The 25,413-nt window shown below is 65.2% G+C and carries 23 protein-coding genes; 4 read left to right on the forward strand and 19 right to left on the reverse strand.

Features of this window, described 5'->3' with window-relative positions; translation table 11 throughout:
• The 9 genes from K5Q19_RS01345 to K5Q19_RS01385 form a co-directional block, all read right to left on the reverse strand.
• Positions 1–818: electron transfer flavoprotein subunit alpha/FixB family protein (locus K5Q19_RS01345; protein WP_292940131.1), on the reverse strand; the 818-nt coding region annotated here is incomplete at its 3' end.
• Positions 818–1,564, reverse strand: a complete 747-nt coding sequence (locus tag K5Q19_RS01350; protein WP_292940134.1) for an electron transfer flavoprotein subunit beta/FixA family protein — start codon at positions 1,562–1,564, stop codon at positions 818–820. The genes K5Q19_RS01345 and K5Q19_RS01350, both read right to left, overlap by 1 nt.
• 110 nt (positions 1,565–1,674) lie before the next feature.
• Positions 1,675–3,696: an acetyl/propionyl/methylcrotonyl-CoA carboxylase subunit alpha gene (locus K5Q19_RS01355; protein WP_292940137.1), complete on the reverse strand. Its 2,022-nt coding sequence runs from the start codon at positions 3,694–3,696 to the stop codon at positions 1,675–1,677.
• Positions 3,697–3,698: 2 nt separating this feature from the next.
• Positions 3,699–3,950 (reverse strand): hypothetical protein, encoded by a 252-nt coding sequence (locus K5Q19_RS01360; RefSeq protein ID WP_292940140.1) that lies wholly within the window; start codon positions 3,948–3,950, stop codon positions 3,699–3,701.
• 130 nt (positions 3,951–4,080) lie between these two features.
• Entirely contained in the window at positions 4,081–4,386 is a 306-nt protein-coding gene (locus tag K5Q19_RS01365) for a DUF1330 domain-containing protein (RefSeq protein WP_292940143.1), read from the reverse strand.
• A gap of 4 nt (positions 4,387–4,390) precedes the next feature.
• Positions 4,391–6,529 (reverse strand): methylmalonyl-CoA mutase, encoded by a 2,139-nt coding sequence (gene scpA, locus K5Q19_RS01370; protein WP_292940146.1) that lies wholly within the window; start codon positions 6,527–6,529, stop codon positions 4,391–4,393.
• 126 nt (positions 6,530–6,655) lie between these two features.
• Complete coding sequence (gene mce / locus K5Q19_RS01375; protein ID WP_292940149.1) at positions 6,656–7,096, reverse strand: methylmalonyl-CoA epimerase; 441 nt, start codon at positions 7,094–7,096, stop codon at positions 6,656–6,658.
• 2 nt (positions 7,097–7,098) lie between these two features.
• Complete coding sequence (locus tag K5Q19_RS01380) at positions 7,099–8,277, reverse strand: acetyl-CoA C-acyltransferase family protein (RefSeq protein WP_292940152.1); 1,179 nt, start codon at positions 8,275–8,277, stop codon at positions 7,099–7,101.
• A gap of 22 nt (positions 8,278–8,299) precedes the next feature.
• Positions 8,300–9,826 (reverse strand): acyl-CoA carboxylase subunit beta, encoded by a 1,527-nt coding sequence (locus K5Q19_RS01385; RefSeq protein ID WP_292940155.1) that lies wholly within the window; start codon positions 9,824–9,826, stop codon positions 8,300–8,302.
• 120 nt (positions 9,827–9,946) lie between these two features.
• On the opposite strand from K5Q19_RS01385, the gene K5Q19_RS01390 reads away from it, so the two are divergent.
• Complete coding sequence (locus tag K5Q19_RS01390; RefSeq protein WP_292940158.1) at positions 9,947–11,368, forward strand: helix-turn-helix transcriptional regulator; 1,422 nt, start codon at positions 9,947–9,949, stop codon at positions 11,366–11,368.
• A 9-nt stretch (positions 11,369–11,377) separates the two neighbouring features.
• On the opposite strand, the gene K5Q19_RS01395 is transcribed toward K5Q19_RS01390, so the two are convergent.
• Positions 11,378–11,851, reverse strand: a complete 474-nt coding sequence (locus K5Q19_RS01395) for a hypothetical protein (protein ID WP_292940161.1) — start codon at positions 11,849–11,851, stop codon at positions 11,378–11,380.
• 13 nt (positions 11,852–11,864) lie between these two features.
• A complete protein-coding gene (locus tag K5Q19_RS01400; RefSeq protein ID WP_292940164.1) occupies positions 11,865–12,749 on the reverse strand; it encodes a metal-dependent hydrolase in 885 nt (294 codons plus the stop codon).
• Between the two features lie 76 nt (positions 12,750–12,825).
• Between K5Q19_RS01400 and K5Q19_RS01405 the strand changes: the two genes are divergently transcribed.
• Positions 12,826–13,497 carry a TetR/AcrR family transcriptional regulator gene (locus K5Q19_RS01405; protein ID WP_292940167.1) on the forward strand — a complete coding sequence of 224 codons (672 nt, stop codon included), beginning with the start codon at positions 12,826–12,828 and terminating at the stop codon, positions 13,495–13,497.
• A gap of 63 nt (positions 13,498–13,560) precedes the next feature.
• Here K5Q19_RS01405 and sucD read toward each other — a convergent pair whose 3' ends face one another.
• Both sucD and sucC read right to left on the reverse strand, forming a co-directional pair.
• On the reverse strand, positions 13,561–14,445 hold the full coding sequence (gene sucD / locus K5Q19_RS01410) for a succinate--CoA ligase subunit alpha (RefSeq protein ID WP_292940170.1): 885 nt from the start codon (positions 14,443–14,445) through the stop codon (positions 13,561–13,563).
• Between the two features lie 3 nt (positions 14,446–14,448).
• Positions 14,449–15,648 (reverse strand): ADP-forming succinate--CoA ligase subunit beta, encoded by a 1,200-nt coding sequence (sucC, locus tag K5Q19_RS01415; protein WP_292940173.1) that lies wholly within the window; start codon positions 15,646–15,648, stop codon positions 14,449–14,451.
• 220 nt (positions 15,649–15,868) lie between these two features.
• On the opposite strand from sucC, the gene K5Q19_RS01420 reads away from it, so the two are divergent.
• Positions 15,869–16,645, forward strand: a complete 777-nt coding sequence (locus K5Q19_RS01420; protein ID WP_292940176.1) for a 3'(2'),5'-bisphosphate nucleotidase CysQ — start codon at positions 15,869–15,871, stop codon at positions 16,643–16,645.
• 246 nt (positions 16,646–16,891) lie between these two features.
• On the opposite strand, the gene K5Q19_RS01425 is transcribed toward K5Q19_RS01420, so the two are convergent.
• The 3 genes from K5Q19_RS01425 to K5Q19_RS01435 all read right to left on the reverse strand — a co-directional run bounded on the left by K5Q19_RS01425 (position 16,892) and on the right by K5Q19_RS01435 (position 19,990).
• Complete coding sequence (locus tag K5Q19_RS01425) at positions 16,892–17,596, reverse strand: PEPxxWA-CTERM sorting domain-containing protein (protein ID WP_292940179.1); 705 nt, start codon at positions 17,594–17,596, stop codon at positions 16,892–16,894.
• 630 nt (positions 17,597–18,226) lie between these two features.
• Positions 18,227–19,228 (reverse strand): aldo/keto reductase, encoded by a 1,002-nt coding sequence (locus K5Q19_RS01430; RefSeq protein ID WP_292940182.1) that lies wholly within the window; start codon positions 19,226–19,228, stop codon positions 18,227–18,229.
• Positions 19,229–19,297: 69 nt separating this feature from the next.
• Complete coding sequence (locus tag K5Q19_RS01435; protein ID WP_292940185.1) at positions 19,298–19,990, reverse strand: OmpA family protein; 693 nt, start codon at positions 19,988–19,990, stop codon at positions 19,298–19,300.
• 157 nt (positions 19,991–20,147) lie between these two features.
• On the opposite strand from K5Q19_RS01435, the gene K5Q19_RS01440 reads away from it, so the two are divergent.
• Entirely contained in the window at positions 20,148–21,473 is a 1,326-nt protein-coding gene (locus tag K5Q19_RS01440) for a hemolysin family protein (protein WP_292940188.1), read from the forward strand.
• Here K5Q19_RS01440 and K5Q19_RS01445 read toward each other — a convergent pair whose 3' ends face one another.
• The 3 genes from K5Q19_RS01445 to ileS are packed head-to-tail and all read right to left on the reverse strand — an operon-like array spanning position 21,474 to position 25,329.
• Positions 21,474–21,887, reverse strand: a complete 414-nt coding sequence (locus K5Q19_RS01445; RefSeq protein ID WP_292940191.1) for a DUF3035 domain-containing protein — start codon at positions 21,885–21,887, stop codon at positions 21,474–21,476.
• Complete coding sequence (gene lspA / locus K5Q19_RS01450; RefSeq protein ID WP_292940194.1) at positions 21,887–22,432, reverse strand: signal peptidase II; 546 nt, start codon at positions 22,430–22,432, stop codon at positions 21,887–21,889. The genes K5Q19_RS01445 and lspA overlap by 1 nt, the downstream gene beginning before the upstream one ends.
• Positions 22,429–25,329: an isoleucine--tRNA ligase gene (gene ileS / locus K5Q19_RS01455; protein ID WP_292940197.1), complete on the reverse strand. Its 2,901-nt coding sequence runs from the start codon at positions 25,327–25,329 to the stop codon at positions 22,429–22,431. Before ileS ends, lspA begins: the two co-directional genes overlap by 4 nt.
• Between the last annotated feature and the right edge of the window lie 84 nt (positions 25,330–25,413).

The following is a 25,413-nucleotide window of genomic DNA, read 5'->3' on the forward strand; positions in this document are numbered from 1 at the left end:
GAATCCTTCATGCCCGCAAGGTGCTGGATCGCGCCCGAGATGCCGACCGCGATGTAGACTTCCGGCGCCACGATCTTGCCTGTCTGGCCGACCTGGTAGTCGTTGGGCACATAGCCCGCGTCCACCGCAGCGCGGCTCGCGCCGACGCCTGCGCCGAGCTTGTCCGCAAGCGGGATGATCACGCTCTGGAACGTTTCCGCATCCTTCAGCGCGCGACCGCCCGAGACGATGATCTTGGCCGAGGTCAGTTCCGGACGCTCGCTCTTGGCGATTTCCGAGCCGAGGAAGCTCGACGTGCCGGCATCGCCCGCAGCCGCCACGGCTTCCACTGCCGCCGAACCGCCGGTTGCATCCGCCTTGGCGAAGGCAGTGCCGCGCACGGTGACGACGATCTTGGCGTCGGTCGATTCGACCGTGGCAATCGCGTTGCCGGCGTAGATCGGACGGGTGAAGGTCTTGGGACCTTCGACCGAGAGGATGTCCGAAACCTGCATCACATCGAGCAGCGCGGCGACGCGCGGCGCGATGTTCTTGCCGGTGGTGGTGGCGGGCGCGACGAAGGCGTCGTAATCGGCCATCAGGCCAGCGACGAGCGGCGCGACGTTTTCGGCGAGCGCGTTGGCATAAGCCGCGTCATCAGCCTTGAGCACCTTGCTCACACCCGCGATCTGCGCGGCGGCAGCGGCAGCGCCGTCACAGCCCGAGCCTGCAACCAGCGCAGTCACTTCGCCCATCTGCGCGGCGGCGGTCACAACGGCGAGGGTGGCGTCCTTGACCGAAGCGTTGTCGTGTTCGACCCAAACGAGTGTCTTGGACATCAGGCGACTCCCATTTCCTTGAGCTTGGCAACCAGCGTGTCGACATCGGGCACCTTGATGCCCGCGCTGCGCACCGGCGGTTCGGTGACCTTGTGGGTCTTCAGGCGCGGCGCGGTATCGACGCCGTAGTCCGCCGGGGTCTTGCTTGCGAGCGGCTTCGACTTCGCCTTCATGATGTTGGGCAGCGAGGCGTAGCGCGGCTCGTTGAGGCGCAGGTCGGTGGTGACGATGGCGGGCAGCGCCAGCTTCACCGTTTCCAGACCGCCATCGATCTCGCGCTTCACGACAATGCTGTCACCCTCGACCGACACTTCGTTGGCGAAAGTGCCCTGCGGACGGCCCAGCAGCGCGGCGACCATCTGGCCGACCTGGTTGGCGTCGTCGTCGATCGCCTGCTTGCCGGTGATGATCAGGCCCGGCTGCTCTTCATCGGCAATCGCCTTGATGATCTTGGCGACCGCGAGCGGCTCGACCTCGTCTTCGCTGACGACGAGGATCGCGCGGTCCGCACCCATGGCGAGCGCGGTGCGCAGCGTTTCCTGCGCCTTGGCCGGCCCGACCGAAACCGCCACGATCTCGGTGACCACGCCCTTTTCCTTGAGGCGAATGGCTTCCTCGACCGCGATCTCGTCGAACGGGTTCATGCTCATTTTCACGTTGGCAAGGTCAACCCCCGTGCCATCCGCCTTCACGCGCGGCTTCACGTTGTAGTCGATCACCCGCTTCACGCAGACCAGGGCTTTCATCGTGTCAGGCCTTTCTCAAATCGATGGCGCGCGCATAATTGGCGCTTACGTAAACGTCAACCTCACCCGGTGCCCATGCACGAATGTGAGCACGGGCATCAGAGCGGCTTCTACTCCATTTCAAGGATGATCGCATCCACTGCAAGGCTTTCACCCTGCGCCGCGTTGACCGCCTTCACCTTGCCCGATTTCTCAGCGCGCAGGATGTTTTCCATCTTCATCGCCTCGACCACAGCAAGCGGCTGTCCGGCCTCGACCGTATCTCCGACGCCGACATGCAGCGCCACGAGCAGCCCAGGCATCGGGCAGACGAGGTACTTCGACATGTCCGGCGCGACCTTGGCGATCATGTGCTTGGTCAGCTCGGCGATTCGGGCCGGGAGCACGCGCACGTCGTGGCTCGCCCCGCGCGTCGTCAGCGTAAAGCCGGTGGGGCGCGGCTTGACCTTCACCGTCAGCGGCTTGCCGCCGACTTCGGCCATGACCACGCGGTCGCCCGGCGTGTATTCGAGCTCAAGATCGATCTCGTCGCCATCGACGGAGATCGCTTCCTCGTCGACCACGACGGCAAAATCGTTTTCGCCGATGCGCACCGACCATTCGGACGGCGGGTCGAGCGTTTCGCCGAGCTGCCCGTCGACCTGCCGCGCCCGGTCCGAGCGCGCCGTGGCGAGGAAGCCCGCCAGCGCCGCGAGCGAACGCTTGGTCTCCTCAGAAGTCGCCGCGCCGTGGAAGCCGTCCGGGTATTCCTCGGCAATGAAGCCGGTGGTCAGCTCGCCCGAACGGAAGCGCGGGTGCTGCATGATCGCCGAGACGAAATCGATATTGTGGCCCAGCCCCTCGATCTCGAAGGCATCGAGCGCCTCGATCTGCTTGTCCGCCGCTTCGTCGCGCGTTTCCCCCCAGGTCACCAGCTTGGCGATCATCGGGTCGTAGAACATCGAGACTTCGCCGCCTTCGTAGACGCCGTCATCTACGCGCACGCCGTCCACGCCGCGCCGGCCATTGGCTTCGCCGTCGTCGGTCCAGCCTTCCACCGGCGGATCATAGCGCACCAGCCGCCCAGTCGAGGGCAGGAACCCGCGATAGGGATCCTCGGCATAGACGCGGTTTTCGATGGCCCAGCCGTCGATGCCGATATCGTCCTGCGTGAAGGCCAGCTTCTCGCCCGCCGCGACGCGGATCATCTGCTCGACCAGATCAATGCCGGTGATCGCTTCGGTCACCGGGTGCTCCACCTGCAGGCGGGTGTTCATCTCGAGGAAGTAGAAGCTCTCGCCGCTCGGGTCCGCGCCCGAAACGATCAGCTCCACCGTGCCCGCCGAATAATAGCCCACCGCGCGGGACAGCGCGACGCACTGCTCACCCATCGCCTTGCGCATCTTCGGCGTCACGAAGGGCGAGGGGGCTTCCTCGACCACCTTCTGGTGCCGCCGCTGGATCGAGCATTCGCGCTCGTTGAGGTAGAGGATATTGCCGTGCTGATCGCCGAGGATCTGGATCTCGATGTGGCGCGGGTTGAGGATGAACTTCTCGATGAACACGCGGTCATCGCCAAAGCTGTTCAGGCCTTCGCGCTTGGTGGCTTCAAAGCCCTCACGCACGTCCTGCTCGTTATAGGCCAGCCGCATGCCCTTGCCGCCGCCACCGGCCGAGGCCTTCATCATCACCGGATAGCCGATCTCGTCCGAGATGCGCACCGCGTGCTCGGTATCCTCGATCTCGCCCACAAAGCCGGGCACGACATTGACGCCGGCCTTCAGCGCAAGTTTCTTGGACTCGATCTTGTCGCCCATCGCAGCAATCGCGCCAACAGGCGGCCCGATAAACGCGATGCCCTTGGCCGCCAGCGCTTCGGCAAACGAGGTGCGCTCCGAAAGGAACCCATAGCCCGGATGCACCGCCTCGGCGCCGGTCTGCTCGCACGCAGCGATGATCTTGTCGGCGATGAGGTAGCTCTGCGCAGCCGGCGAAGGCCCGATATGTACCGCCTCATCCGCCATCTTCACAAACGGCGCGCGCGCATCGGCATCCGAATAGACCGCCACGGTCTGGATACCCATCCGCCGCGCGGTCTTGATCACACGGCAGGCAATCTCGCCACGGTTGGCGATGAGGATTTTCTTGAACATTCTCATTCCTTCTCAGGCTTCGCAGCCCACAGCACCGAAGCAATCCGGATCAGGTCGACAATAAGAACCACTACAAACAGGCTGAGAAAAATCTGGCCGGCTGGAGCGAAGCATTCCGCCCACAAACCAGAACGCGCCTCCTGCAACTTGCAGCTCGTTTCCAGCGTGCCGAGCAACAACCAAAGTGTTGCCCCGAGGAGAGCCCACAGCAGCAGGCTTGTTAAAATGAACGACATACGACGACGCCCGCTCATTCCACCAAACCTCCACCCCTCGTCGCCCCGGACTTGATCCGGGGCTTGGCTTCTTGCGGCCAGCCAAAGGCAGCCGAACCCCGGGTCAAGCCCGGGGTGACGGGAAGTAAGAAGGCGGGATGCTGGCGACTCACCCCTCCACCCCTTCAACAACAAAGAGACGCGAGGAACTGGTCCGCTGGCGGATCGCTGCCACCGGGGCATATTCGGCGGAATGCACAAAGGCTTCGGCCTGCGCCTTGCTCGGAAACTCGACAATCACGATCCGGCCCGTCGGCGCCTCGCCCTCGACGCCGGTGATCGCACCGCCGCGCGCCATGTAGCGCCCGCCATATTGCGCGATGACCGCCGGGACCGCCGCGCGATAGGCCGCGAAGCCTTCCGCATCGTGGACGTCGACTTCGGCGACGACATAGCCTTTGGGCGCATCGGCCACGGGCTTACTCCGCCGCCTGCAGCTCTTCGCCCGCAGGCGGCATGTTGTGACCCAAGAGGCGCAGCACATCCGCCGCTGCTTCGACCACATTGGTGCCCGGGCCATAGATGCCCTGCACCCCGGCCTCGCGCAGGAAATCGTAGTCCTGCGGCGGGATCACGCCGCCCGCGACGACCTTGATATCGCTGCGGCCCGCTTCGCGCAGGTGGCGGATCAGTTCGGGGATCAGCGTCTTGTGGCCCGCCGCCAGCGACGACGCGCCGACCGCATCGACGTCGGCCTCCAGCGCCAGCTTCGCCGCTTCCTCTGGCGTCTGGAACAGCGGGCTGCTCGTCACGTCGAAGCCCATGTCGCCAAACGCCGAGGCGATCACGTTCGCCCCGCGATCATGCCCGTCCTGGCCCATCTTGGAGACGAGCATGCGCGGTGCGCGGCCCAGCCGGCGCGTCACGGCTTCCACGCCATCCAGCACCTGCTGGTAGCGCGCGTCGCCCGCGTAATAGGCGCTGTAGACGCCGCGCACCGGCGTGGGATGCGTGCCATGGCGGCCGAACACGATCTCCATCGCGTCCGAAATCTCGCCCAAGGTCGCGCGGTGCCGCGCGGCTTCCACCGCCAGTTCGAGCAGGTTGCCGCCGGTCTTCGCGCCCTCAGTCAGCGCATTCAAGGCCGCCCGGCACTTCGTCTCGTCGCGGCTCTCGCGCACCCATTTCAGCCGCGCGATCTGGCCTTCGCGCACCGCCATGTTGTCGACTTCCAGCGTATCGAGCTGGTCTTCGCTGGCGAGGCGATACTTGTTGACGCCGACGATCACGTCCTCGCCGCGGTCGACCCGCGCCTGCCGTCCGGCAGCGGCTTCCTCGATCATCGCCTTGGGCCAGCCCGCCGCCACAGCCTTGGCCATGCCGCCTTCGGCCTCGACGCGCTCGATGATTTCCCACGCCTTGTCGACCAGCTCCTGCGTCAGCGCCTCGACGTAGTACGAGCCGCCGAGCGGATCGACCACCTTGGTCATCCCCGTCTCTTCCTGGATCACGATCTGCGTGTTGCGGGCGATGCGCGCGGAAAAGTCGGTCGGCAGCGCGATGGCTTCATCGAGCGCGTTGGTGTGGAGCGACTGCGTGCCGCCCAGCATCGCGGCCATCGCCTCGATCGTGGTGCGGATCACGTTGTTGTAGGGGTCCTGCTCCTGCAAGCTCACGCCCGAAGTCTGGCAATGCGTGCGCAGCATCTTGCTGCGTTCATCCTGCGCGCCCAGCTGCGTCATCACCCGGTGCCACAGCACGCGCGCCGCGCGCAGCTTGGCCACTTCCATGAAGAAGTTCATGCCGATGGCGAAAAAGAAGCTGAGGCGGCCCGCGAACTTGTCGATATCGAGGCCCGAGGCGACGCCGTACTTCACGTATTCCATGCCGTCGGCGATGGTGAACGCGAGCTCCTGCACCTGCGTCGCCCCGGCTTCTTGCATGTGATAGCCGGAAATCGAGATCGAATTGAACTTCGGCATCTCGCGGCTGGTATAGCCGAAGATGTCCGAGATGATCCGCATGCTCGGCTCGGGCGGATAGATATAGGTGTTGCGGACCATGAACTCCTTGAGGATGTCGTTCTGGATGGTCCCGTCGAGCTGCGCGCGGGCAACGCCCTGCTCCTCGCCCGCCACGATGAAGAACGCGAGGATGGGGATCACCGCGCCGTTCATGGTCATCGAGACGGACATCTGATCGAGCGGAATCCCGTCGAACAGGATCTTCATGTCCTCGACCGAGTCGATCGCCACGCCCGCCTTGCCGACATCACCGACCACGCGCGGATGATCGCTGTCATAGCCGCGATGGGTGGCCAGATCGAACGCGACCGAGAGGCCCTTCTGCCCCGCCGCCAGATTGCGGCGATAGAACGCGTTCGATTCCTCGGCGGTGGAGAAGCCCGCATATTGCCGGATCGTCCAGGGCCGCCCCGCATACATCGAAGCCCGCACCCCGCGCGTGAACGGCGCGAAGCCTGGCAGGCCCGGATCGGTGGCCACGTCCTCCGCCGTATAGAGCGGCTTCACGGCAATGCCTTCGGGCGTCTGCCAGGTGAGGTCCTTGCCCTTCACTTCCTTCGAGGCGGCCTTCTGCCAGTCTTCGATATTCGCCATCGCTCTATCCTCAATGCCCTCTCCCCTTCAGGGGAGAGGATACGCAGGCTTGGCAGCTTGCTGCCTAGCCGAAGTTGGAGAGGGGCTTGGGGCGCCTGCCGTGCGCACTCCCTCTCCCGGCAAACCTCAATGCGCCGCTTTCGGCGTCTCCATGATCTCGGTCAGCACGCCGCCCATGTCCTTGGGGTGGACGAAGAAGATCAGCGTCCCGTGCGCGCCGATGCGCGGCTCACCCAGCACGCGCTTGCCCAGTGCCTCGAAGGCTGCCTTGGCGGCGTGAATGTCCGGCACTTCGTAGCACATGTGGTGCTGCCCCCCGGCGGGGTTCTTCGCCAGAAAGCCCGCGATCCCGGTATTGCCCGGCAGCGGCTCGATCAGCTCGATCTGCGTGCCATTGAGCGCCCCATCGGCCCCCGGCGTATCGACGAAGCACACCTTCACGCCCTGTTCGGGCAGATCGAACGGCTCATGGATCTTCGTCGCGCCCATCACGTCGCGCCAGAACACAATGCTGTCCGCAATCGAAGGCGTCGCAACGCCGATGTGATTCAAACGGCCGAGCTTCATGATCAAACCCTCTCGATCACCATGGCGATGCCCTGACCGCCGCCGATGCACATCGTGATGAGGCCATACTGGCCGCCGGTGCGCTGCAGCTCGTAGGCCGCCTTGATCGTCAGGATCGCACCCGTCGCGCCGATGGGGTGGCCGAGCGAAATGCCCGAACCGTTGGGATTGGTCTTCGCGGGATCGAAGCCCAGCTCCTTGGCCACGCCGCAAGCCTGCGCCGCAAACGCTTCGTTGCTCTCGATCACGTCGATCTGGTCGAGCGTCAGCCCCGCGCGCTTCAGCGCCACCGGCACTGCCTTGACCGGGCCGAGACCCATGACATTGGGCTCGACGCCCGCATGGCCCCACGCCAGAATCTTCGCCAGCGGCTTCAGGCCGTGCGCGGCCACCGCTTCCCCGCTCGCCAGCACGACCGCGCCCGCGCCATCGTTGATGCCGCTGGCATTGCCCGCCGTGACAGTGCCGTCCTTCTTGAACACCGGCTTCAGCGTGGCCATCGCCTCGACGCTGGCATCGGCGCGGAAATGCTCGTCGGTATCGAAGACCGTGACGCCCTTGCGCGTCTTGATCTCGACCGGGACAATCTGCTCCTTGAAATAACCCGCCGCCGTCGCGGCAGCGGCGCGGCGGTGGCTTTCCACCGCCAGCGCATCCTGCGTTTCGCGCGTGATCTGGTGGCGCTCGGCGACGTTCTCCGCCGTCACGCCCATGTGGATGTTCTCGAAGGGATCGTGGAGCGCGCCGAGCATGGCGTCCATCATCACCTGATCGCCCATCTTCTGGCCGTTGCGCGCCGTCAGCACCATATGCGGCGCGTTCGACATGACCTCGCAGCCCCCGCCAATCGCGATCTGCTGCTCGCCCAGCGCAATCCCCTGCGCGGCCGAGACAATCGCCTGCAGGCCCGAACCGCACAGCCGGTTCACGTTCATCGCCGGGCTTTCGATCGGCACACCCGCGTTCACCGCCGCGACGCGGCTGACATAGGCGTCCTTCGGCTGCGTCGGCACGACAGTGCCGATCACCACGTTCTCGACCTTGTCCGGCGTCAGCCCCGCGCGGGCAATCGCCTCCTTGATCACGATGGTGCCCAGATCCGCCGGACGGAACGAGGCCAAGCTGCCGCCGAAGGTGCCGATGGCGGTACGTGCGCCGGAAACGATGAAGATGTCTGTCATGTCGAAATGTCCTTCACGCCGCTCACAGCGGAATATTGTCGTGCTTCTTCCAGGGGTTCTCGAGGCTCTTGTTCCGCAGCTTCCGCAGCCCCAGCGCAATGCGCCGCCGCGTCGAGTGCGGATGGATCACCTCGTCGACAAAGCCCTTGCTCGCCGCCACGAACGGGTTGGCGAAGCGGTCTTCGTATTCCTTCGTCTTCACCGCCTGCTCTTCGGTCGAAAGCCCGCGGAAGATGATCTCCACCGCGCCCTTCGCGCCCATCACCGCGATTTCGGCGGTCGGCCAGGCGTAGTTCAGATCGCCGCGCAAGTGCTTGGAGGCCATCACGTCATAGGCCCCGCCATAGGCCTTGCGCGTGATCACGGTGATCTTGGGCACGGTCGCCTCGGCATAGGCGAACAGCAGCTTGGCGCCGTGCTTGATGATCCCGCCCAGTTCCTGCGCGGTGCCCGGCAGGAAGCCCGGCACGTCGACAAACGTGATGATCGGAATTTCGAACGCATCGCAGAAGCGCACGAACCGCGCGGCCTTCTTGGAGGAATTGATGTCGAGCACGCCTGCCAGCACCATCGGCTGGTTCGCCACCACGCCCACGGTCTTGCCCTCGATCCGCCCGAAGCCGCAAATGATATTCGCGGCATGCTTGGGCTGGATTTCGAAGAACTCGCCCTCGTCCAGCGTCTTGGTGATCACCTCGTGCATGTCATAAGGCTGGTTGGCCGAGGCCGGGATCAGCGTGTCAAGGCTGTGCTCCAGCCGGTCCCACGCGTCCGCCGTCGGTCGCTCGGGCACCCCGGAGCGGTTGGTCAGCGGCAGATAATCGAAGAATTCGCGCGCCATCAGCAGCGCCTCAATGTCGTTCTCGCAGGCAAGATCCGCCACAGACGTCTTGGTCGAATGCGTCACTGCGCCGCCCAACTCTTCCTGCGTCACGATCTCGTTCGTCACCGTCTTCACCACGTCCGGCCCGGTGACGAACATGTAGCTGCTGTCCTTCACCATGAAGATGAAGTCGGTCATCGCCGGCGAATAGACCGCGCCGCCCGCGCAGGGGCCCATGATAAGGCTGAGCTGGGGCACGACGCCTGAGGCAAGCACGTTGCGCTGGAAGATCTCGGCATAGCCGCCAAGGCTGGCAACGCCTTCCTGAATGCGCGCGCCGCCTGAATCGTTGAGCCCGATCACTGGCGCGCCGACTTTCAGCGCGGTGTCCATAATCTTGCAGATCTTCATCGCGTGCCGCTCGGACACCGCGCCGCCGAACACGGTGAAGTCCTGGCTGAACACATAGACCAGCCGGCCATTGATCGTGCCCGAACCCGTGACAACGCCGTCGCCCGGAATGGTCTGCTCGGGCATCCCGAAGTCGACGCAGTTGTGCTCGACGTAGGCGTCGATCTCTTCAAAGCTGCCTTCATCGAGCAGGATGTCGAGCCGCTCGCGCGCGGTCAGCTTGCCCTTGGCGTGCTGGGCATCGATGCGGCGCTGGCCGCCCCCCATGCGGGCCGCCTCGCGGCGCTTTTCCATTTCGGCGATATTGGCAGACATGCGCGGGCATTCCTCGGCTGCAAGCGGTCAAGGCGCTGGCGGATGCCGCATCACGGCGCGCCTGTCCAATGCAATTCAGCAAAGTTGCAAAGCACCACTTTGCAAACTAGTCTCGCGTTCATGGCAAACCGAAGGCTCTTTGCAGGGCAAGCCCTGCGCACCCTCCGCACCCGGCGCGGCCTGCGTCAGGCGGAAATGGCGCACGCCCTCGGCATCAGCGCGCCCTATCTCTCGCAGCTGGAGACGGACGAGCGCCACCTCACCCCCGCGCTCGCCGAACGCCTGCGCGCCGCGTTCCCGATCGACTGGGACGATTTCGCCCCGCCCGATGCCGATACCCTGGCGGAATCGCTGCGCGAGGCCCTCGCCGATCCGCAGTTGCCCGGCGCCATTCCGGCGGAACAAGTCGAACGACTCGCCCGCCAGTTCCCCGCCTTCGCGACAAGCTTCGTCGCGCTCCACGGTCTGTTCGCCAAGGGCCGCCAGCGTCTCGAAATGCTCGACGAGGCCATAGGCTTCGACCTCGGCGGCTCGGAAATCGCCGGCGGCCGCCTGCCGTGGGAGGAAGTGCGCGACTGGTTCCACCTCGCCAACAACTATGTGGACCGCATTGACCGCGACGCCGAGACACTCGCCCACCAGATTGCCGGAGACGAAGCGTCCCCTCGCATCCGCACCATGCAGCAATGGCTGCGCCGCGAAGGCGTCACCATCGAATGGGCGAGCGGCGCGGCGCTCCGCCGCTTCGATGCGGCCAGACGCCACCTCCAGCTCGATTCCGCCCAGCCCAACGAATCAAGCCGCTTCCAGCTCGCCTATCAGGTCGCCGCGCTGGCGCTGCAGGACCAGATCGCCGAGATCGTCGCCTCAGCCCCGCTGCAGACCGAAGCCGCGCGCCACCTCCTCACCGTCGGCCTCGGCAACTACGCGGCGGGCGCACTCCTCATGCCCTACGAGCGCTTCCGCAGCGCCGCGCGCACGTTGCGCCACGATATCGACCGCCTGCGCCAACTCTTCCACGTCAGCTTCGAGCAATGCTGCCACCGCCTCTCTACGCTTCAGCGCCCGCAGGCGCGCGGCATCCCGGTGTTCTTCGCCCGCGTCGACATGGCGGGCAACATCACCAAGCGCCACTCCGCCACGCGCCTCCAGTTCGGCCGCTTTGGCGGCGCGTGCCCCTTGTGGATCGTCCACGAGGCGGTCGCCATCCCCGACCGCATCCACGTGCAATTGGCCGAAATGCCCGACGGCATCCGCTACGTCTCGATCGCCAAGGGCCTCGTGAAACCCAGCGGCAGCTACTACCGCCAGCCCCGCCGCTACGCCGTCGTCCTCGGCTGCGAAGCCGCGCTTGCGGACGAATTTGTCTATGCCGACGGCCTCAACCTGACGAACGAAGACGCCGTCACGCGCATCGGCATCTCCTGCCGCATCTGCCCCCGAGGGCACTGCGACCAGCGCGCCTTCCCGCCCAGCGACAAGGCCATCGCGGTCGACCCCAGCCAGCGCGATCTGGTGCCCTACCGGATCGTGGAGGGATAGTTCGATAGTTCAGCCCTGCTTTCGCACCCGCACCACGATCTCCACCACCGCCCAGACCAGCGCGATGATGCCCACGTAGAACAGGAAGAACGGGATCAGGTTGGTCACCGGCGCGGCAAACTTCAGGCCCCGGCTGTCCTTGAACAGCGCGTCGAACAGCGAGGCGATGGGAAAGCACCACGCCGTCAGCACCAGCATCCGCGCGATCCGCCGTGCCGTCTGCACCGGCAGCGCCATTGCCGGCTGCAGCGCCGCCACCAGCCAAAGCATCAGCCCGTTGAGCACGCCTTCCATATGCGCCATGCGCCAGGCCTTGTCGCTGCCCGGCAGCTGCACCGCGATCTTGCCCGGGATCGGCCAAAGCTCCACGCTGCCGATCAGGTAGAACACGAAGCCGAACCCCGCGGCGAACCCCAACAGCATCACATAGCCGCCCTGCACGATCAGCATGCGCTGCACGCCACGCAGCTCCGAACCGTCCATCCTCAATCCCCCCTCAGAACGGCACCGGCATCACGGCGCTCTGTGTATCGATCAGCGGCATCGGCGCACCGCGCTCCCCGGTCCGTTCATGGCCCGCGATCCATTCCGCCACCCAGGGATGGTCCTTCACCGCGCGCGGATCATGCCCCGGCACCATGGCGCGCAGCAGCGCAGGTACTGTCCCCAGCAGGAACCGCGCCGCCCACCACCAGACCTTGATCCGCGAGGAGGGCCGCCGCCAGCGTCCATCCGCCAGGAGCAGCGCGCGGTAGCACCTCCGGCTCCAGCGGATCACATCGAGCGATCCATGCAGCACGCCAAACGCGCGCCGCCAGTAGCCGGGCGTCACCGCCTGATAGACGTCATGCGCCACCAGCTTGTGCTCGGTCTCCTCGACCATGTGCCACAGGATGAACGAAGTGACATGGGGGTCCGCCCCGCGAAACAGCCCGGCGCGGTTCCCCACCAGCCAGTCGGTCAGCCCCAGCGTCATCGCCTCGAACCCCGCCGCATAGGCCAGCCGCACCGCCAGCGGGCGCTTGGCGAGCCGCGCATAGGAACGCGCCATGTCCGCCTCGATCTCCGCCAGCGCGCCATAACCCTGCCCGAGGATCACATCGTTGAAGCGCCGGTGCGTGCGGTAGTGCTGGGTTTCCTGCATGCAGAAATCGCGCGCCTCGCGCCGCACGGCGGGGTCCGTGATCAGCTTGGCCGCTTCGCCCAGCGTGGCGACCAGAAACGGTTCCAGATGCGGCATCGTGAACGAGGCGCCGTTGATCATCTGCGCGAGTTCAGGCGCATGCGGAATCCAGTGCGCGGGGGTATCATCGGCAAAGGCAAATGCGCCCTGCCGCACGGCGATCGGCGTGATCACGCCCACCTTGCTGTCCTCGCCCATTGTCCGCTCTCCGGCTCGACTCAATAACAGTGTTATAGCACTGGTATTCCCGCGTGCAAGCCGCCATGAACCGGCGATGACGCAAGCCGCGACACGGGATGAACCAAACCGCGAGGACCAGCGCGCCCGCCTCCTTGCCGCTGCCGAAGGCCTCGTGCGCAAGCATGGGCCGGACGGCCTCTCGTTGCGTGAACTGGCGCGCGCCTGCGGGTTTTCGACGATGGCGATCTATACGTTGTTCGGCGGCAAACCCGGCCTCATGCAGGCGCTCTACACGGCCGGCTTCGCGCGGCTGCACGCCTATGCGCTTGCCGCCGAACACCGCGAGGCCCCCTTGCGCTGGATGGTCCGCCAGATGCTCGCCTACCGCCGCTTCGCGCTCGATAACACCGGGCTCTACCGCCTGATGTTCGGCGGCGAAAAGCGCTTCGCCCCCGCTGGCCGCAACACCCGCTTTGCCTCGCTCGCCGTACCGGTGGAGGATGCCTATCCGGCCTTCGCCGCGCTGGTCGACGCAGTCGGCACCTGCCTTGCGCACCACCATGCAGCTGCGCCTGACCCATCCGAAGTGCAGGACCTTGCCTTCCTCGTCTGGGGCCAGATGCACGGCCTCGTCGGCCTCGAAATCGCAGGCTACGCCGAGCCGGTGGATGCGCTGGCGCGCTACCACAACGCCGTGCGCTTCATCTGCACCCACTGCGGAGCGGCTGCGGTGGAGGTTGAGGCGGAACTGGCTGCGGAAGCCTGAGCCACAACAAAAAAGGCCGGAGGTTTCCCCCCGGCCCTTCCCTTATCCCGAAGGCCAATAACCTCAGCCCTTCAGCACTTCCGCCAGCGTCTCGCCCAGCAGGCTCGGCGAAGGCGAAACGCGGATGCCCGCTTCTTCCATCGCCGCGATCTTGCTTTCCGCATCGCCCTTGCCGCCCGAAACGATCGCGCCGGCGTGGCCCATGCGGCGGCCCGGAGGCGCCGAGCGGCCCGCGATGAAGCCGGCCATCGGCTTCTTGCGGCCACGCTTGGCCTCGTCGATCAGGAACTGCGCCGCGTTCTCTTCCGCGTCGCCGCCGATCTCGCCGATCATGATGATCGACTTGGTGTCCTCGTCCGCGAGGAACAGCTCGAGCACGTCGATGAAGTTGGTGCCGTTGACCGGGTCGCCGCCGATGCCGACAGCCGTCGTCTGGCCAAGGCCGATGTTCGAGGTCTGGAACACCGCCTCATAGGTCAGCGTGCCCGAACGCGAGACCACGCCCACCGAACCCTTCTTGAAGATCGAACCCGGCATGATGCCGATCTTGCACTCGTCCGGCGTCAGCACGCCCGGGCAGTTCGGCCCGATCAGGCGCGATTTCGAACCCTGCAGCGCGCGCTTCACGCGCACCATGTCGAGCACCGGAATGCCCTCGGTGATGCAGACGATCAGCTCCATCTGCGCGTCGATGGCTTCCAGAATCGCATCCGCCGCGCCCGGAGGCGGCACGTAGATGCAGCTCGCGGTCGCGCCGGTCGCGGCCTTGGCCTCGGCGACGGTGTCATACTGCGGCAGGCCGATGTGGCTGGTGCCGCCCTTGCCGGGGGTGACGCCCGCGACCATCTGCGTGCCGTAATCGAGCGCGGCCTGCGTGTGGAACGCGCCGGTCTTGCCGGTCATGCCCTGGGTGATGACCTTGGTGGCCTTGTTGACAAGAATGCTCATGGATCAGGAAACCTTCCGGACTTCGGCCACGATCTTCTGCGCGGCATCGCCAAGGTCGTTGGCGGGGACGATGGGGAGACCCGAATTGGCAAGGATGTCCTTGCCCTGCTGCACGTTGGTGCCTTCGAGGCGCACGACGAGCGGAACCTGCAGGTTCACTTCCTTCGCCGCGGCGACAATGCCGTCGGCGATGATGTCGCACTTCATGATGCCGCCGAAGATGTTGACGAGAATGCCCTTCACCGCCGGATCGCGCAGGATGATCTTGAACGCCGCGGTCACCTTCTCGGTCGTCGCGCCGCCGCCCACATCGAGGAAGTTGGCCGGGAATTCGCCGTTCAGCTTGATGATGTCCATCGTCGCCATGGCGAGGCCAGCGCCGTTCACCATGCAGCCGATGTTGCCGTCGAGCTTGATGTAGGCGAGGTCGTACTTGCTGGCCTCGATCTCCGCCGGGTCTTCCTCGGTCTCGTCGCGCAGCGCGACGACATCGGGATGGCGATAGAGCGCGTTCGAGTCGAAGCTCATCTTGGTGTCGAGGACGAGCAGATTGCCGTCCTTCGTTTCCACCAGCGGGTTGATCTCCAGCATGTCGCAATCGAGCGCCATGAACGCGGTGTAGAGCTGCTTGGCAATCGTCGCGGCCTGCTTGTTGAGCTCGCCCGTCAGCTTCAGCGCATAGCCCACGGCGCGGCCGTGGTGCGGCATGAAGCCCTGCGCCGGATCGATGGTGATCGTGGCGATCTTCTCAGGGGTGCTGTGCGCCACTTCCTCGATATCCATGCCGCCTTCGGTCGAGACGATCATGGCGACGCGGCCCGTGCCCCGGTCCACCACCATCGAGAGGTAGTATTCCTTGGCGATATCGACGCCATCGGTCACGTAGAGCCGGTTTACCTGCTTGCCCGCCGCGCCGGTCTGCACAGTCACCAGCGTGTTGCCGAGCATTTCCTTGGCAAACGCCTCGACTTCCTCGACCGACTTCGCCAGCCGCACGCCGCCCTTGGCATCGGGGGCGAGTTCCTTGAACTTGCCCTTGCCGCGCCCACCCGCGTGGATCTGCGCCTTCACCACATAGAGCGGCCCGGGCAGCTGCTTCGCGGCCGCAACCGCTTCTTCCACGGTCAGGGCAGCAATGCCCGCCGGAATGCCGACGCCAAATTTGGCAAGCAATTCCTTGGCCTGATATTCATGAACGTTCATGCGTGATCCCCGCAAAGAGAGAATGAGAGCAAGCGGTTTGAACCCGGCAAGTCGCGCTGCCTTAAGCACACGACTAAGGGCTTGAAAAGGGTCCGCACACCCCTTTCGCGCCTGCATGGATGCATTCCCCGCCTGCGCGGCGGAATACGAATGCACGACACGACCGCCAGCCCCACGAGACCCTTGCGCTTGGGCCACCAAACCCGCATCGCAAGAGCCAATGATCGACTTCGACCGCTTCCGCGCCATCATGGCCGAAGCCGGACGCCTGGCGCTCGCCAGCTGGCCCGGCCACGGCCATGCGCTCGATGTGTGGGACAAGTCCCCGAACAACCCCGTTTCCGCCGCCGATCTCGCTGTCGATGCCTATCTCAAACAGGAACTGGGCGCGCTCCTCCCCGCCGCCGGCTGGCTCTCAGAGGAAACCGCCGACGATCCCTCACGGCTCGACAAGGGGCTGTGCTGGCTGGTCGACCCCATAGACGGCACCCGCGATTTCGTGCGTGGCCGCCCCGGCTGGGCCGTCTCCGTCGCCCTCATCTCCGAAGGCCGCCCTCTCATCGGCGCGCTCGATGCCCCCGCGCGCGGCGAATACTGGCAGGCCATCGCGGGACAAGGCGCGACCCGCAACGACCGGCCCCTCACCGCCAGCAACCGCCTCGAACTCACCGGAGCCCGCGTCCCCGCCGACGCCCTCCCCCGCGTCGACCACGACCTCGTGCTCGTCGACAAACCCAATTCCATTGCGCTGCGCATCGCCATGGTCGCCGCCAACGAAGCCGACCTCCTCGCCACCCTGCGCTGGGGCTACGAATGGGACATCGGCGCCGCGACGCTCATCGCCCGCGAAGCTGGTGCGGCGGTGAGCGACGCCTTCGGTGCGCCGCTGGCCTACAACAAACGTGATCCGCGTGCGTTCGGCCTCCTCGCCGCAGCGCCTGCGATCCACGCGGCGGCAGTGGACCGTCTGGCAGAGCGCGCGAGCCGGATGGCGTAGAAAGAGCCTCCGGCGGGCAAGGGCCACCAGCCCTCGCATCCCGGGCAATGTTCTCGCGCAGGTCCGACAATGACGTATTGAGCAGTTCGCGACCGAGATGGCCGGACCGCGAAGTGACAGCTTCTGCCGTAACTTCGCTGGATGATGGTCACCAGCGGGACGTGCAGCCTGTGGTCGGCGCCACCGAAAGAAAAAGGCCGCCGACCCCGGAAGGTCGGCGGCCAATGTCTGAAGCTGTCTGGCAAGTCAGGCGTAGGTAACGCGAACCGACTGCTTGCGACGGCTGCGCAGGCCGAAACCGATCATGGCGAAGCCGATGATCATCATCGCCCAAGTGGCAGGTTCAGGGACCGCAACGCTGATCGCATCAAGCCCAACGGTTGCATCGCCGGGAAGAGCACTGCCCCTGAATGTCAGGGTATCGCTCGTGCTGCCGGCAACGAAACTGCTCGTGAAAGGCCTGAAAGCAGTGCTCGTCGGCGAAAACGAAGTCGTCGAGAGCGGCGCTGAACTGGCGAGGCTCAGAGTGAACGGATTCCCGACCGTGTTGTTGCTGGGAGTAATATAACCACGAAGCGCTGCGCTGAAGTTCACGAAGTACCGCTGCCCCGCAGTGAGGCCCGTGAGCGCAATGCTGATCGCACCACCGGTACCCTGATAGCTTTGAATAAAAGCCGTCTTGGTCCCGTCCGGGGCATTGGTGAACCCGAAAGCGCTGCCGTTGGTCTGGACGCCGCTGGCTCCCAGGAACGTCACGCCCGGGATCGAGAACGTGGTCGACGGGACGTTGGGGTTGCCGCTGAACGGGTTTGTGGTGCCATAGGCATATGCGCCACTGCCAGTACCCAGCGCAGGGCTTTCAAACGACTGGTAAAACACCGCCGCATTGGCAGGGGCGGCCGCGGCGAGGGCCAGAACGCTCGCAACAGCGAGACACGCCTTTTTCATCATGCAAACTCCTTGAATTCAATCGTGCTTGACGCACTTAGGCCAGTTAAAAGCAAACTTGATGCCAAACATATAACACATTGAAAAATATATATTATTTTTAAGTCTGTTCGCGGTATGTAACCGCCATTGACAGTTTGGAAACCATCATGAACCACCCATCCGACAATGCGTGCATACCGGTTTGCTGATGTGTGGTCGCGCTGGCTGATCGGCGCAATGCTGCGGCGGTGGACGGGCTGGCGGAGCGCCGGAATAACAGCCCAACGCCGCCCCGCCATTTTCCTACATCGCCCTGATCTGGCATAAGCCGCACTGGCCTCGCGGCTGTGCTATTTCCCATCGTCAGTCCAAATCTGAAAAAATGCGCGGCAGAGTGTCACCCGTCCGCCTTGCGGAGTTATCCTCTTTAATCCGATAGATAGATCAAGAAATCGAGGGTGACACAGTGTAACTTGTGTAACCATGAAACCGTGCTGCCGCACCCCGATCACGGGGATGGAAGGGGAATACCCCTTCCCCGCCGGAGGCATGAAGCCCGCATTGTCACCGCCAGTCGCCCTTGTCACCCCTTCCTTCGTCATCCCCGCCTTCGCGGGAATGACGAGAACACGGGGATGACGCAGTGTGGCGTTAGGCCGCCTCGAACTCTTCCGTATCGATCGTCGCCTGCATCACCGGCCCGTAGCGGTGCCCGGCGACCGTCTGATGATTGATCAGCGCGTCCACCTCGGCGACCAGCGCGGCGGAGGGTTCCCAGTCCCACCGCGCGATATTCTCGGCCAAGTGATCCTGCCGCGAGGTGCCCGGAATCGCCACGACATGCGGGCCCCGCGCCAGCACCCAGCCGAGCGCCAGTTGCGCCGCCGTCACGCCCTCGCGCGCGGCCAGCGCCGCAAATGCCTCGGCCAATCCAAGGTTGTGCGCCCAGTTCTCACCCTGGAAGCGCGGCATGTTCGGGCGGATATCGCCCTTGGGCATCGCGGCGGGATCGGGCCGCTCGTCCACCAGCAGGCCCCGGCAAACCGGCGAGAACGCCACGAAGGTGATGCCAAGTTCACGGCACACATCCAGCACCGCGATCTCGGGATTGCGCGTCATCGGCGAATATTCGGTCTGCAGCGCGGCAATGGGATGCTCGGCATGGGCGCGGCGCACTGTCTCGGCGGACATTTCCGAGAGGCCGATCCCGCCGATCTTGCCCTCGCGCACCAGATCGCCCAGCGCACCCACCGATTCCTCGATCGGCACGGTGAAATCGCGGCGGTGGAGGTAGTAGAGATCGATGTGATCGGTCTTGAGCAGGCGCAGTGAGGTTTCGAGCGCACCCCGGATCGTTTCGGGCTTGCAATCGATCCGCCGCGCCTTGCCATCGACGATGATGCCGGTCTTGCTGGCGAGGAAGAACCTGTTGCGCTGGCCCGAAAGCGCCTCGCCGATCAGCGTTTCGTTATGGCCGTCGCCATAGATGCGCGCGGTATCGAGGTGATCGTAACCAAGGTCGAGCGCGCGGGCGAGGAGGCGCTTGCCGTCCTCGTCGCTCGGCGGCGTGCCATAGGCCCAGCTCAGCGACATGCAGCCAAGGCCGATGGGGTTGGTCTCGTGGGCACCAATCGTGCGGCGGGTAAAGGTCATCGATGCGCTCCTTTGCGAAGGAGCGATGCCAGCCGGGCTGACCATGCGTCAACCCGGCTGGTAAGGGAATTACTGCCCCTGCCGCGCGCGGGCGACATCGTCCTGCGAAACCGGCACGATCTTGATTTCCACGCGGCGGTTGGCCGAGCGACCTTCCTCGGTCGCGTTGGAGGCAACCGGCTGGGTCTCGCCAAAGCCCTGGCTGCGCACGCGGCCCGCGTTCACCCCGCGCGCGGAGAGATAGTCCGCCACGGCCCGGGCGCGGTTTTCCGAAAGCGTCTGGTTGTAGGCATCCGAACCGGTCGAATCGGTGTGGCCGTACACGTCGATCAGCGAATCGGGATATTGCACAAGGCTCTGCGCCACCTTGTCGAGTGTGTCGCGGAAGCCCGGCTTGATCAGGGTGCTGTCGGTGTCGAACGTCACGCCGTTGGGCAGGTTGACGAGGATCGCCTTGCCACCATCGACCGGGCTGACATCCACGCCGGTGCCCGCAGTCTGCTCGCGCAGCTGCTTGATCTGCTTGTCGTAGTTGTAGCCGATGGCCGCGCCGGCCACGCCGCCGATGCCCGCGCCGATGATGCGGCCGGTGCCGCCGCCGATCAGGCCGCCCAGCAGCAGGCCCGCCAGCGCACCGCCGCCCGCGCCGATCGCAGTGCGCGAGACTTTCTGCTGGCCGGTGTTGGGATCGGTCACGCAGGCCGAGAGGCTGACGAGCGAAACAGCGCAAAGGCTGGAGACAAGAACGCGCCGGATCTTCATGGTACTTCCCCTGTGAACGGACTCTCCCGAGAGTGTCCCTCTAATTGAACGATTGCCGCCTGTGACGGTTCCGCCTCGTCTATTCGTCCTACCATCCTGAACGCCAGCCGAATAGCAGGCCTTCATGCGGGAGCGCAAATCTGCTAGCGCCTTGGCCGTGACCCCTTATCCTTGGCCAGACGCCTTCATCATCCTTGGGCTGGTCCTTCTCAACGCCCTGTTTTCCATGACGGAACTGGCGATCGTCTCGGCACGCCCCGCCCGGCTCAAGGTTGCGGCGGAGGGCGGCAGCAAGGGTGCGAAACTCGCGCTCGAACTTGCGGCAGACCCCGGCAAGCTGCTCTCGACCGCGCAGATCGGCATCACCCTGATCGGCATTGTCGCGGGTGCCTATTCGGGCGCGAGCCTCGGCGGCCCGACTGGTGAGCGCCTCGCCGCGCTTGGCCTGCCCGGCGAATGGGCGCCCATCGTCGGTTTCGTGCTGGTGATCGCGATCACCACCTACCTCAGCCTCGTGGTCGGCGAACTCGTGCCCAAGCAGCTCGCCCTGCGCGCCGCCGAGCCCATTGCCATCGTCGCCGCCGCACCGATGCAGCTCATGGCCCGCGCCACCGCGCCGTTCGTCTGGACGCTCGACAGCTCGTCCTCGCTGCTGCTGCGCCTGTTCGGGGTGAACCGCACCAGCGAGCAGGATGTCACCGCCGAAGAACTCCACATGATCTTTGCCGAGGCGACCCGCTCCGGCGTGATCGAGGAGGACGAACGCGCGCTGATGACCGGCATCATGCGCCTCGCCGACCGCCCTGTGCGCGAAGTGATGACCCCGCGCACCGAGCTCCACTGGATCGAGCGCCGCGCGCCCGAGACTGAACTGCGCGCCGCCATCGCGGATAGCCCGCATTCGCTGCTGCTCGTTGCCGATGGCTCGGTCGACAATGTGGTCGGCGTGGTCAAGGTGCGCGATGTGCTTTCAGTGCTGCTGCGCGGCCGCAAGGTCATGCTCGCGCGGCTGATGAAGAAGCCAGCGATCGTGCCCGATCAGCTCGATACGATGGACGCGCTGCGCGTGATCCAGCAGGCCGAAGTCGCCATCGCGCTCGTCCACGATGAATACGGCCACCTCGAAGGCATCGTCACCCCGGCCGATTTGCTCGATGCCATCGTCGGCAATTTCGTCGCGCATGGCGATGAGGGTGACAGCCCGATGGTGGTCGAACGCGAGGACGGCTCGCTCCTGCTATCGGGCGCGCTCCCGGCTGATGCGCTTGCGGACCGGCTCTCGATCGAGCTGCCCGAAGACCGCGATTTCGCCACCGCCGCCGGCTTCGCGCTATCCGTGCTGAAACGCTTGCCCTCGGAAGGCGAGCACTTCCACGATCAGGGCTGGCGCTTCGAAGTGGTCGACATGGACGGCCGCAAGATCGACAAGCTGCTGGCGAGCAAAGTCAAACCCGCCCACGCCGCACCGGTGCTCGACGGCTGATCAACCCGCCGTGCTGGCCCGCGCCTCGCGCCCGTCGCCTTCCGGCGCGGCGAGGATATCGCGCACCGTGGCGCCCTTGGCCACGGTCTTGGTCTTGGGATCGCCGACCACGCTGCGGATGCTCACTGCCGAAGCGCCTGCCTTGCCCAGCGCATCGGTTTCCACCGCGCTGCGCGGTGCCGGGCCGCCGAACAGGGCATCGAGCGCCTGCTTCGAGCTATCCAGATCCTGCGGGCGCGGCGCACCCGGGTTGGGCGGCATCAGCGAGAAATCGGGCGGAACCACCAGCGGCGCCTGACGGCTCACCGCGAATTCATCGGGCCGGACACGATTGAACAGCGAGCCCCCCTGCGAGCACGCGCCCAGAAGGGTAGCGCCCCCGGCAAGCAACAGGATCGTCGTGGACTTACGCATCAAACAGTCTCCGTGCCGGTATCTGGGGCGGTATCATTGTCAGCATCCGCCGCTTCGGCGGGCTTTTCGCGCGAAAGCAGCGACCGGGCAAGCAGTATCAGCACGCCAAGGGTGATCGCCGCATCGGCAAGGTTGAAGATCAGGAACGGGCGCCACTGGCCGATGTGCAGATCGGCATAGTCGATCACATAGCCGCGCGTGTAGCGATCATAGATGTTGCCCAGCGCCCCGCCCAGCACCAGCGCCAGCGCAAGGATATCGCCCAGCACCCTCTCGCGCAGCATCCACACTGCGACGCCAAGTGCGATCAGTCCGGTCATCGCCAGCAGCGCAAGCTTGGTCTCGCTCGAATCCGCAGTGAACATGCCGTAGGAAACGCCGTAGTTTTCGGTCCAGCGCAGATCGAAGAACGGCAGCAGCTTGATCACGCTGATCGCCTGCAGGTTGAGCGGCCCCGCCACCAGCGCCTTGATTCCGCGGTCAAGCGCAAAGACGCCCAGCGCCAGGCCAAAGCCCGCCGCGCGCAGGGAATCGGGGCTCCTCATGCCGGCAGCCCCGCCACCACATCGTCGCACCGGGCGCAAAGCGCGCCGTCTTCGGTGACTTCGGGCAGATGCCGCCAGCAGCGGCCGCATTTGTGGTAGGAAGTCGGCACGATCTCCACCGCCGCGCCCTCCCCACGCGTCACTTGTGCCGTGATGAACAGTTCGGCGAGGTCACACTCTGGCGCACCCGACGGTACAGTCACTTCGGCCTGCAGGCTCGATCCGATCACCTTGTCGCGGCGCAGCGGCTCGATCGCTTCGGTCACCGTGTTGCGCAGTGCGCGCAGCCCCTCGAACCGCTCGGCCAGCGCCGCATCGCGCCACTCGGCGGGAACTTCGCGCAGCGCCTCCAGATGCACGCTGCCCCGATCCGGGAACCGCGTGGTCCACACTTCCTCGCTCGTGAACACCAGCACCGGCGCCGCATAGCGCACCAGCGTGTGGAACAGCACATCGAGCACCGTGCGATAGGCGCGCCGCTTCGGGTCCGTCGGCGCGTCGCAATAGAGGCAGTCCTTGCGGATATCGAAGAAGAACGCCGAGAGGTCCTCGTTGCAGAAATCGATCAGCACGCGGGTGTAGGTGTTGAAATCGAAGTCCGCGATGGCCTGCCGCAGCGTTGCATCCAGCTCCGCCAGCCGGTGGAGCATATAGCGCTCCAGCTCCGGCATATCCGCCGCTTCCACGCCTTCCGCCGCAGGATCGAACCCATCCAGCGCGCCCAGCAGATAGCGGAACGTATTGCGCAGCTTGCGGTACTGGTCCGCCACGCCCTGAAGGATTTCCTTCCCGATCCGATGGTCCTCGGTGAAATCGACCGAGAGCGCCCAGAGCCGCAGGATATCCGCGCCATATTCCTTCATCAGGTCGATGGGCGAGATCGTGTTGCCGAGGGACTTGGACATCTTCATGCCCTTGGCGTCCATCGTGAAGCCGTGGGTCAGCACCGCCTTGTAGGGCGCATGGCCCCGCGTCGCGCAGGCTTCCAGCAGCGAGGACTGGAACCAGCCGCGATGCTGGTCGCTGCCTTCGAGATAGAGATCGGCATGCGGGCCGCTCCAGCCTTCAGGCCGCAGCAGATCAGGCCACTTGCCCGATTCGAGCACGAAGGCATGCGTGCTGCCGCTATCGAACCACACGTCGAGAATGTCGGTGACGCGCTCGTAGTCCTCGAGCTTGTAGTCGGCGCCAAGATACTCCTGCGCGCGCTCCTCGGACCACGCATCGACGCCTCCGCTGCGCACCGCTGCAACGATCCGCGCGTTGACGGCGGGATCATTGAGGTACTGGCCGGTCTTGCGATCCACAAACAGCGTGATCGGCACGCCCCACGCGCGCTGGCGCGAGAGCACCCAGTCCGGCCGCCCCTCGACCATCGCGCCGATGCGGTTGCGGCCCTTTTCGGGCACCCAGCGCGTTTCGGCGATGGCCTGCATGGCGATCTGGCGCAGGGTTGCACCCGGCGTCTCGACTTCGCTCGACGCGAACGGCTTTGATGAACTGTTCTCTCCCCCGTTCGTGTCGAGCGAAGTCGAGACACCATGCGCAATCGGACGATCCATCGGCACAAACCACTGCGGCGTGCAGCGATAGATCACCTTGGCCTTCGAGCGCCACGAATGCGGGTAGGAATGCTTGTAATCCGCACTCGCTGCCAGCAGCCCGCCTGCTGCGCGCAAGTCTTCGCAGATCGGGCCATCGGGCGCATTGAACTTGGGATTGATCACCGAGCCCTGCCCGCCGAGCCAGCCCCAGTCCTCGCGGTACTTGCCATCGCCCTGCACCGCAAACACCGGCTCGATCCCGTGCGCCTTGCACAGCGCAAAGTCGTCCTCGCCATGATCCGGCGCCATATGGACAAGGCCCGTGCCGCTGTCGGTCGTAACGAAATCGCCGGGGAGCATCGGGCGCGGCTTGGCGAAGAACCCGCCGAGCGCGTGCATCGGGTGGCGGCAGATGGTTCCGGCGAGGTCGGAGCCTTTGCCTTCCCAAAATACCTTCAGGTCACTCGCGTTTAGCCATCCACGCGACGCTGCTTGGGCGATCAGCTCCTTTGCGAGGATCAGGTTCGGGCCACTCCCACTGCAAACGCCGACGTAGTCGATGTCGGGTCCATAGGCCAAAGCCTGGTTTACCGGGATGGTCCACGGCGTCGTGGTCCAGATCACCGCAAAAACCGGCTCGCCTTGGCCTACAAGTTGGCCAAGCAGGCCGGTGTTGGGCGACTCAACAATCTCGAACGCCACGTCGATCTGGGTCGAGACGATGTCCTCGTACTCGACCTCGGCCTCGGCAAGCGCGGTCTTTTCCACCGGCGACCACATCACCGGCTTCGCGCCGCGATAGAGCTGGCCGCTTTCCGCAAACTTCAGCAGTTCGGCAACGATGGTGCCTTCCGCTTCCGGGTCCATCGTCAGGTACGGGTGGTCCCAATCGCCCTGGATGCCGAGCCGCTTCAGCTGCTCGCGCTGCACATCCACCCACTTCTGGGCATAGGCGCGGCATTCGGCGCGGAATTCGACCGGCGGGACCTCGTCCTTGTTCTTCTTCTTCTTGCGATACTCTTCCTCGACCTTCCACTCGATGGGGAGGCCATGGCAATCCCAGCCGGGCACATAGGGCGCGTCCTTGCCGAGCAGGCTCTGCGTGCGGCACACCATGTCCTTGAGGATATGGTTCAGCGCATGGCCGATATGCATGTCGCCGTTGGCATAGGGCGGGCCGTCATGGAGAATGAACTTCTCCGCGCCCGCACGGGCTTTGCGCAGCTGCTGGTAAAGCCCCTCGTCCTGCCAGCGCGACAGAATGCCCGGCTCCTTCTGGGGGAGGCCGGCCTTCATCGGGAAATCGGTCTTCGGCAGGAAGACGGTCGAGCGGTAGTCAGGGGCTTCGGTCATGATCGGCGGGCCTTAGCGCCGCGCCCGGATTCCTGCAAATTATGGATCGCACAAACGCTGCCAAGGCCTATGCTTCCATCCCGC

Origin of the sequence: Novosphingobium sp. (assembly GCF_019748365.1) — a bacterium.
GTDB lineage: Bacteria > Pseudomonadota > Alphaproteobacteria > Sphingomonadales > Sphingomonadaceae > Novosphingobium.

Coding starts and splice junctions, on each gene's coding strand:
- K5Q19_RS01350 (WP_292940134.1), bottom strand. CDS start 1,564: ATGAAAGCCCTGGTCTGCGTGAAGCGGGTGATCGACTACAACGTGAAG.
- K5Q19_RS01355 (WP_292940137.1), bottom strand. CDS start 3,696: ATGTTCAAGAAAATCCTCATCGCCAACCGTGGCGAGATTGCCTGCCGT.
- K5Q19_RS01360 (WP_292940140.1), bottom strand. CDS start 3,950: ATGAGCGGGCGTCGTCGTATGTCGTTCATTTTAACAAGCCTGCTGCTG.
- scpA (WP_292940146.1), bottom strand. CDS start 6,529: ATGGCGAATATCGAAGACTGGCAGAAGGCCGCCTCGAAGGAAGTGAAG.
- mce (WP_292940149.1), bottom strand. CDS start 7,096: ATGAAGCTCGGCCGTTTGAATCACATCGGCGTTGCGACGCCTTCGATT.
- K5Q19_RS01380 (WP_292940152.1), bottom strand. CDS start 8,277: ATGACAGACATCTTCATCGTTTCCGGCGCACGTACCGCCATCGGCACC.
- K5Q19_RS01385 (WP_292940155.1), bottom strand. CDS start 9,826: ATGTCTGCCAATATCGCCGAAATGGAAAAGCGCCGCGAGGCGGCCCGC.
- K5Q19_RS01390 (WP_292940158.1), top strand. CDS start 9,947: ATGGCAAACCGAAGGCTCTTTGCAGGGCAAGCCCTGCGCACCCTCCGC.
- K5Q19_RS01395 (WP_292940161.1), bottom strand. CDS start 11,851: ATGGACGGTTCGGAGCTGCGTGGCGTGCAGCGCATGCTGATCGTGCAG.
- K5Q19_RS01400 (WP_292940164.1), bottom strand. CDS start 12,749: ATGGGCGAGGACAGCAAGGTGGGCGTGATCACGCCGATCGCCGTGCGG.
- K5Q19_RS01405 (WP_292940167.1), top strand. CDS start 12,826: ATGACGCAAGCCGCGACACGGGATGAACCAAACCGCGAGGACCAGCGC.
- sucD (WP_292940170.1), bottom strand. CDS start 14,445: ATGAGCATTCTTGTCAACAAGGCCACCAAGGTCATCACCCAGGGCATG.
- sucC (WP_292940173.1), bottom strand. CDS start 15,648: ATGAACGTTCATGAATATCAGGCCAAGGAATTGCTTGCCAAATTTGGC.
- K5Q19_RS01420 (WP_292940176.1), top strand. CDS start 15,869: ATGATCGACTTCGACCGCTTCCGCGCCATCATGGCCGAAGCCGGACGC.
- K5Q19_RS01425 (WP_292940179.1), bottom strand. CDS start 17,596: ATGATGAAAAAGGCGTGTCTCGCTGTTGCGAGCGTTCTGGCCCTCGCC.
- K5Q19_RS01430 (WP_292940182.1), bottom strand. CDS start 19,228: ATGACCTTTACCCGCCGCACGATTGGTGCCCACGAGACCAACCCCATC.
- K5Q19_RS01435 (WP_292940185.1), bottom strand. CDS start 19,990: ATGAAGATCCGGCGCGTTCTTGTCTCCAGCCTTTGCGCTGTTTCGCTC.
- K5Q19_RS01445 (WP_292940191.1), bottom strand. CDS start 21,887: ATGCGTAAGTCCACGACGATCCTGTTGCTTGCCGGGGGCGCTACCCTT.
- lspA (WP_292940194.1), bottom strand. CDS start 22,432: ATGAGGAGCCCCGATTCCCTGCGCGCGGCGGGCTTTGGCCTGGCGCTG.
- ileS (WP_292940197.1), bottom strand. CDS start 25,329: ATGACCGAAGCCCCTGACTACCGCTCGACCGTCTTCCTGCCGAAGACC.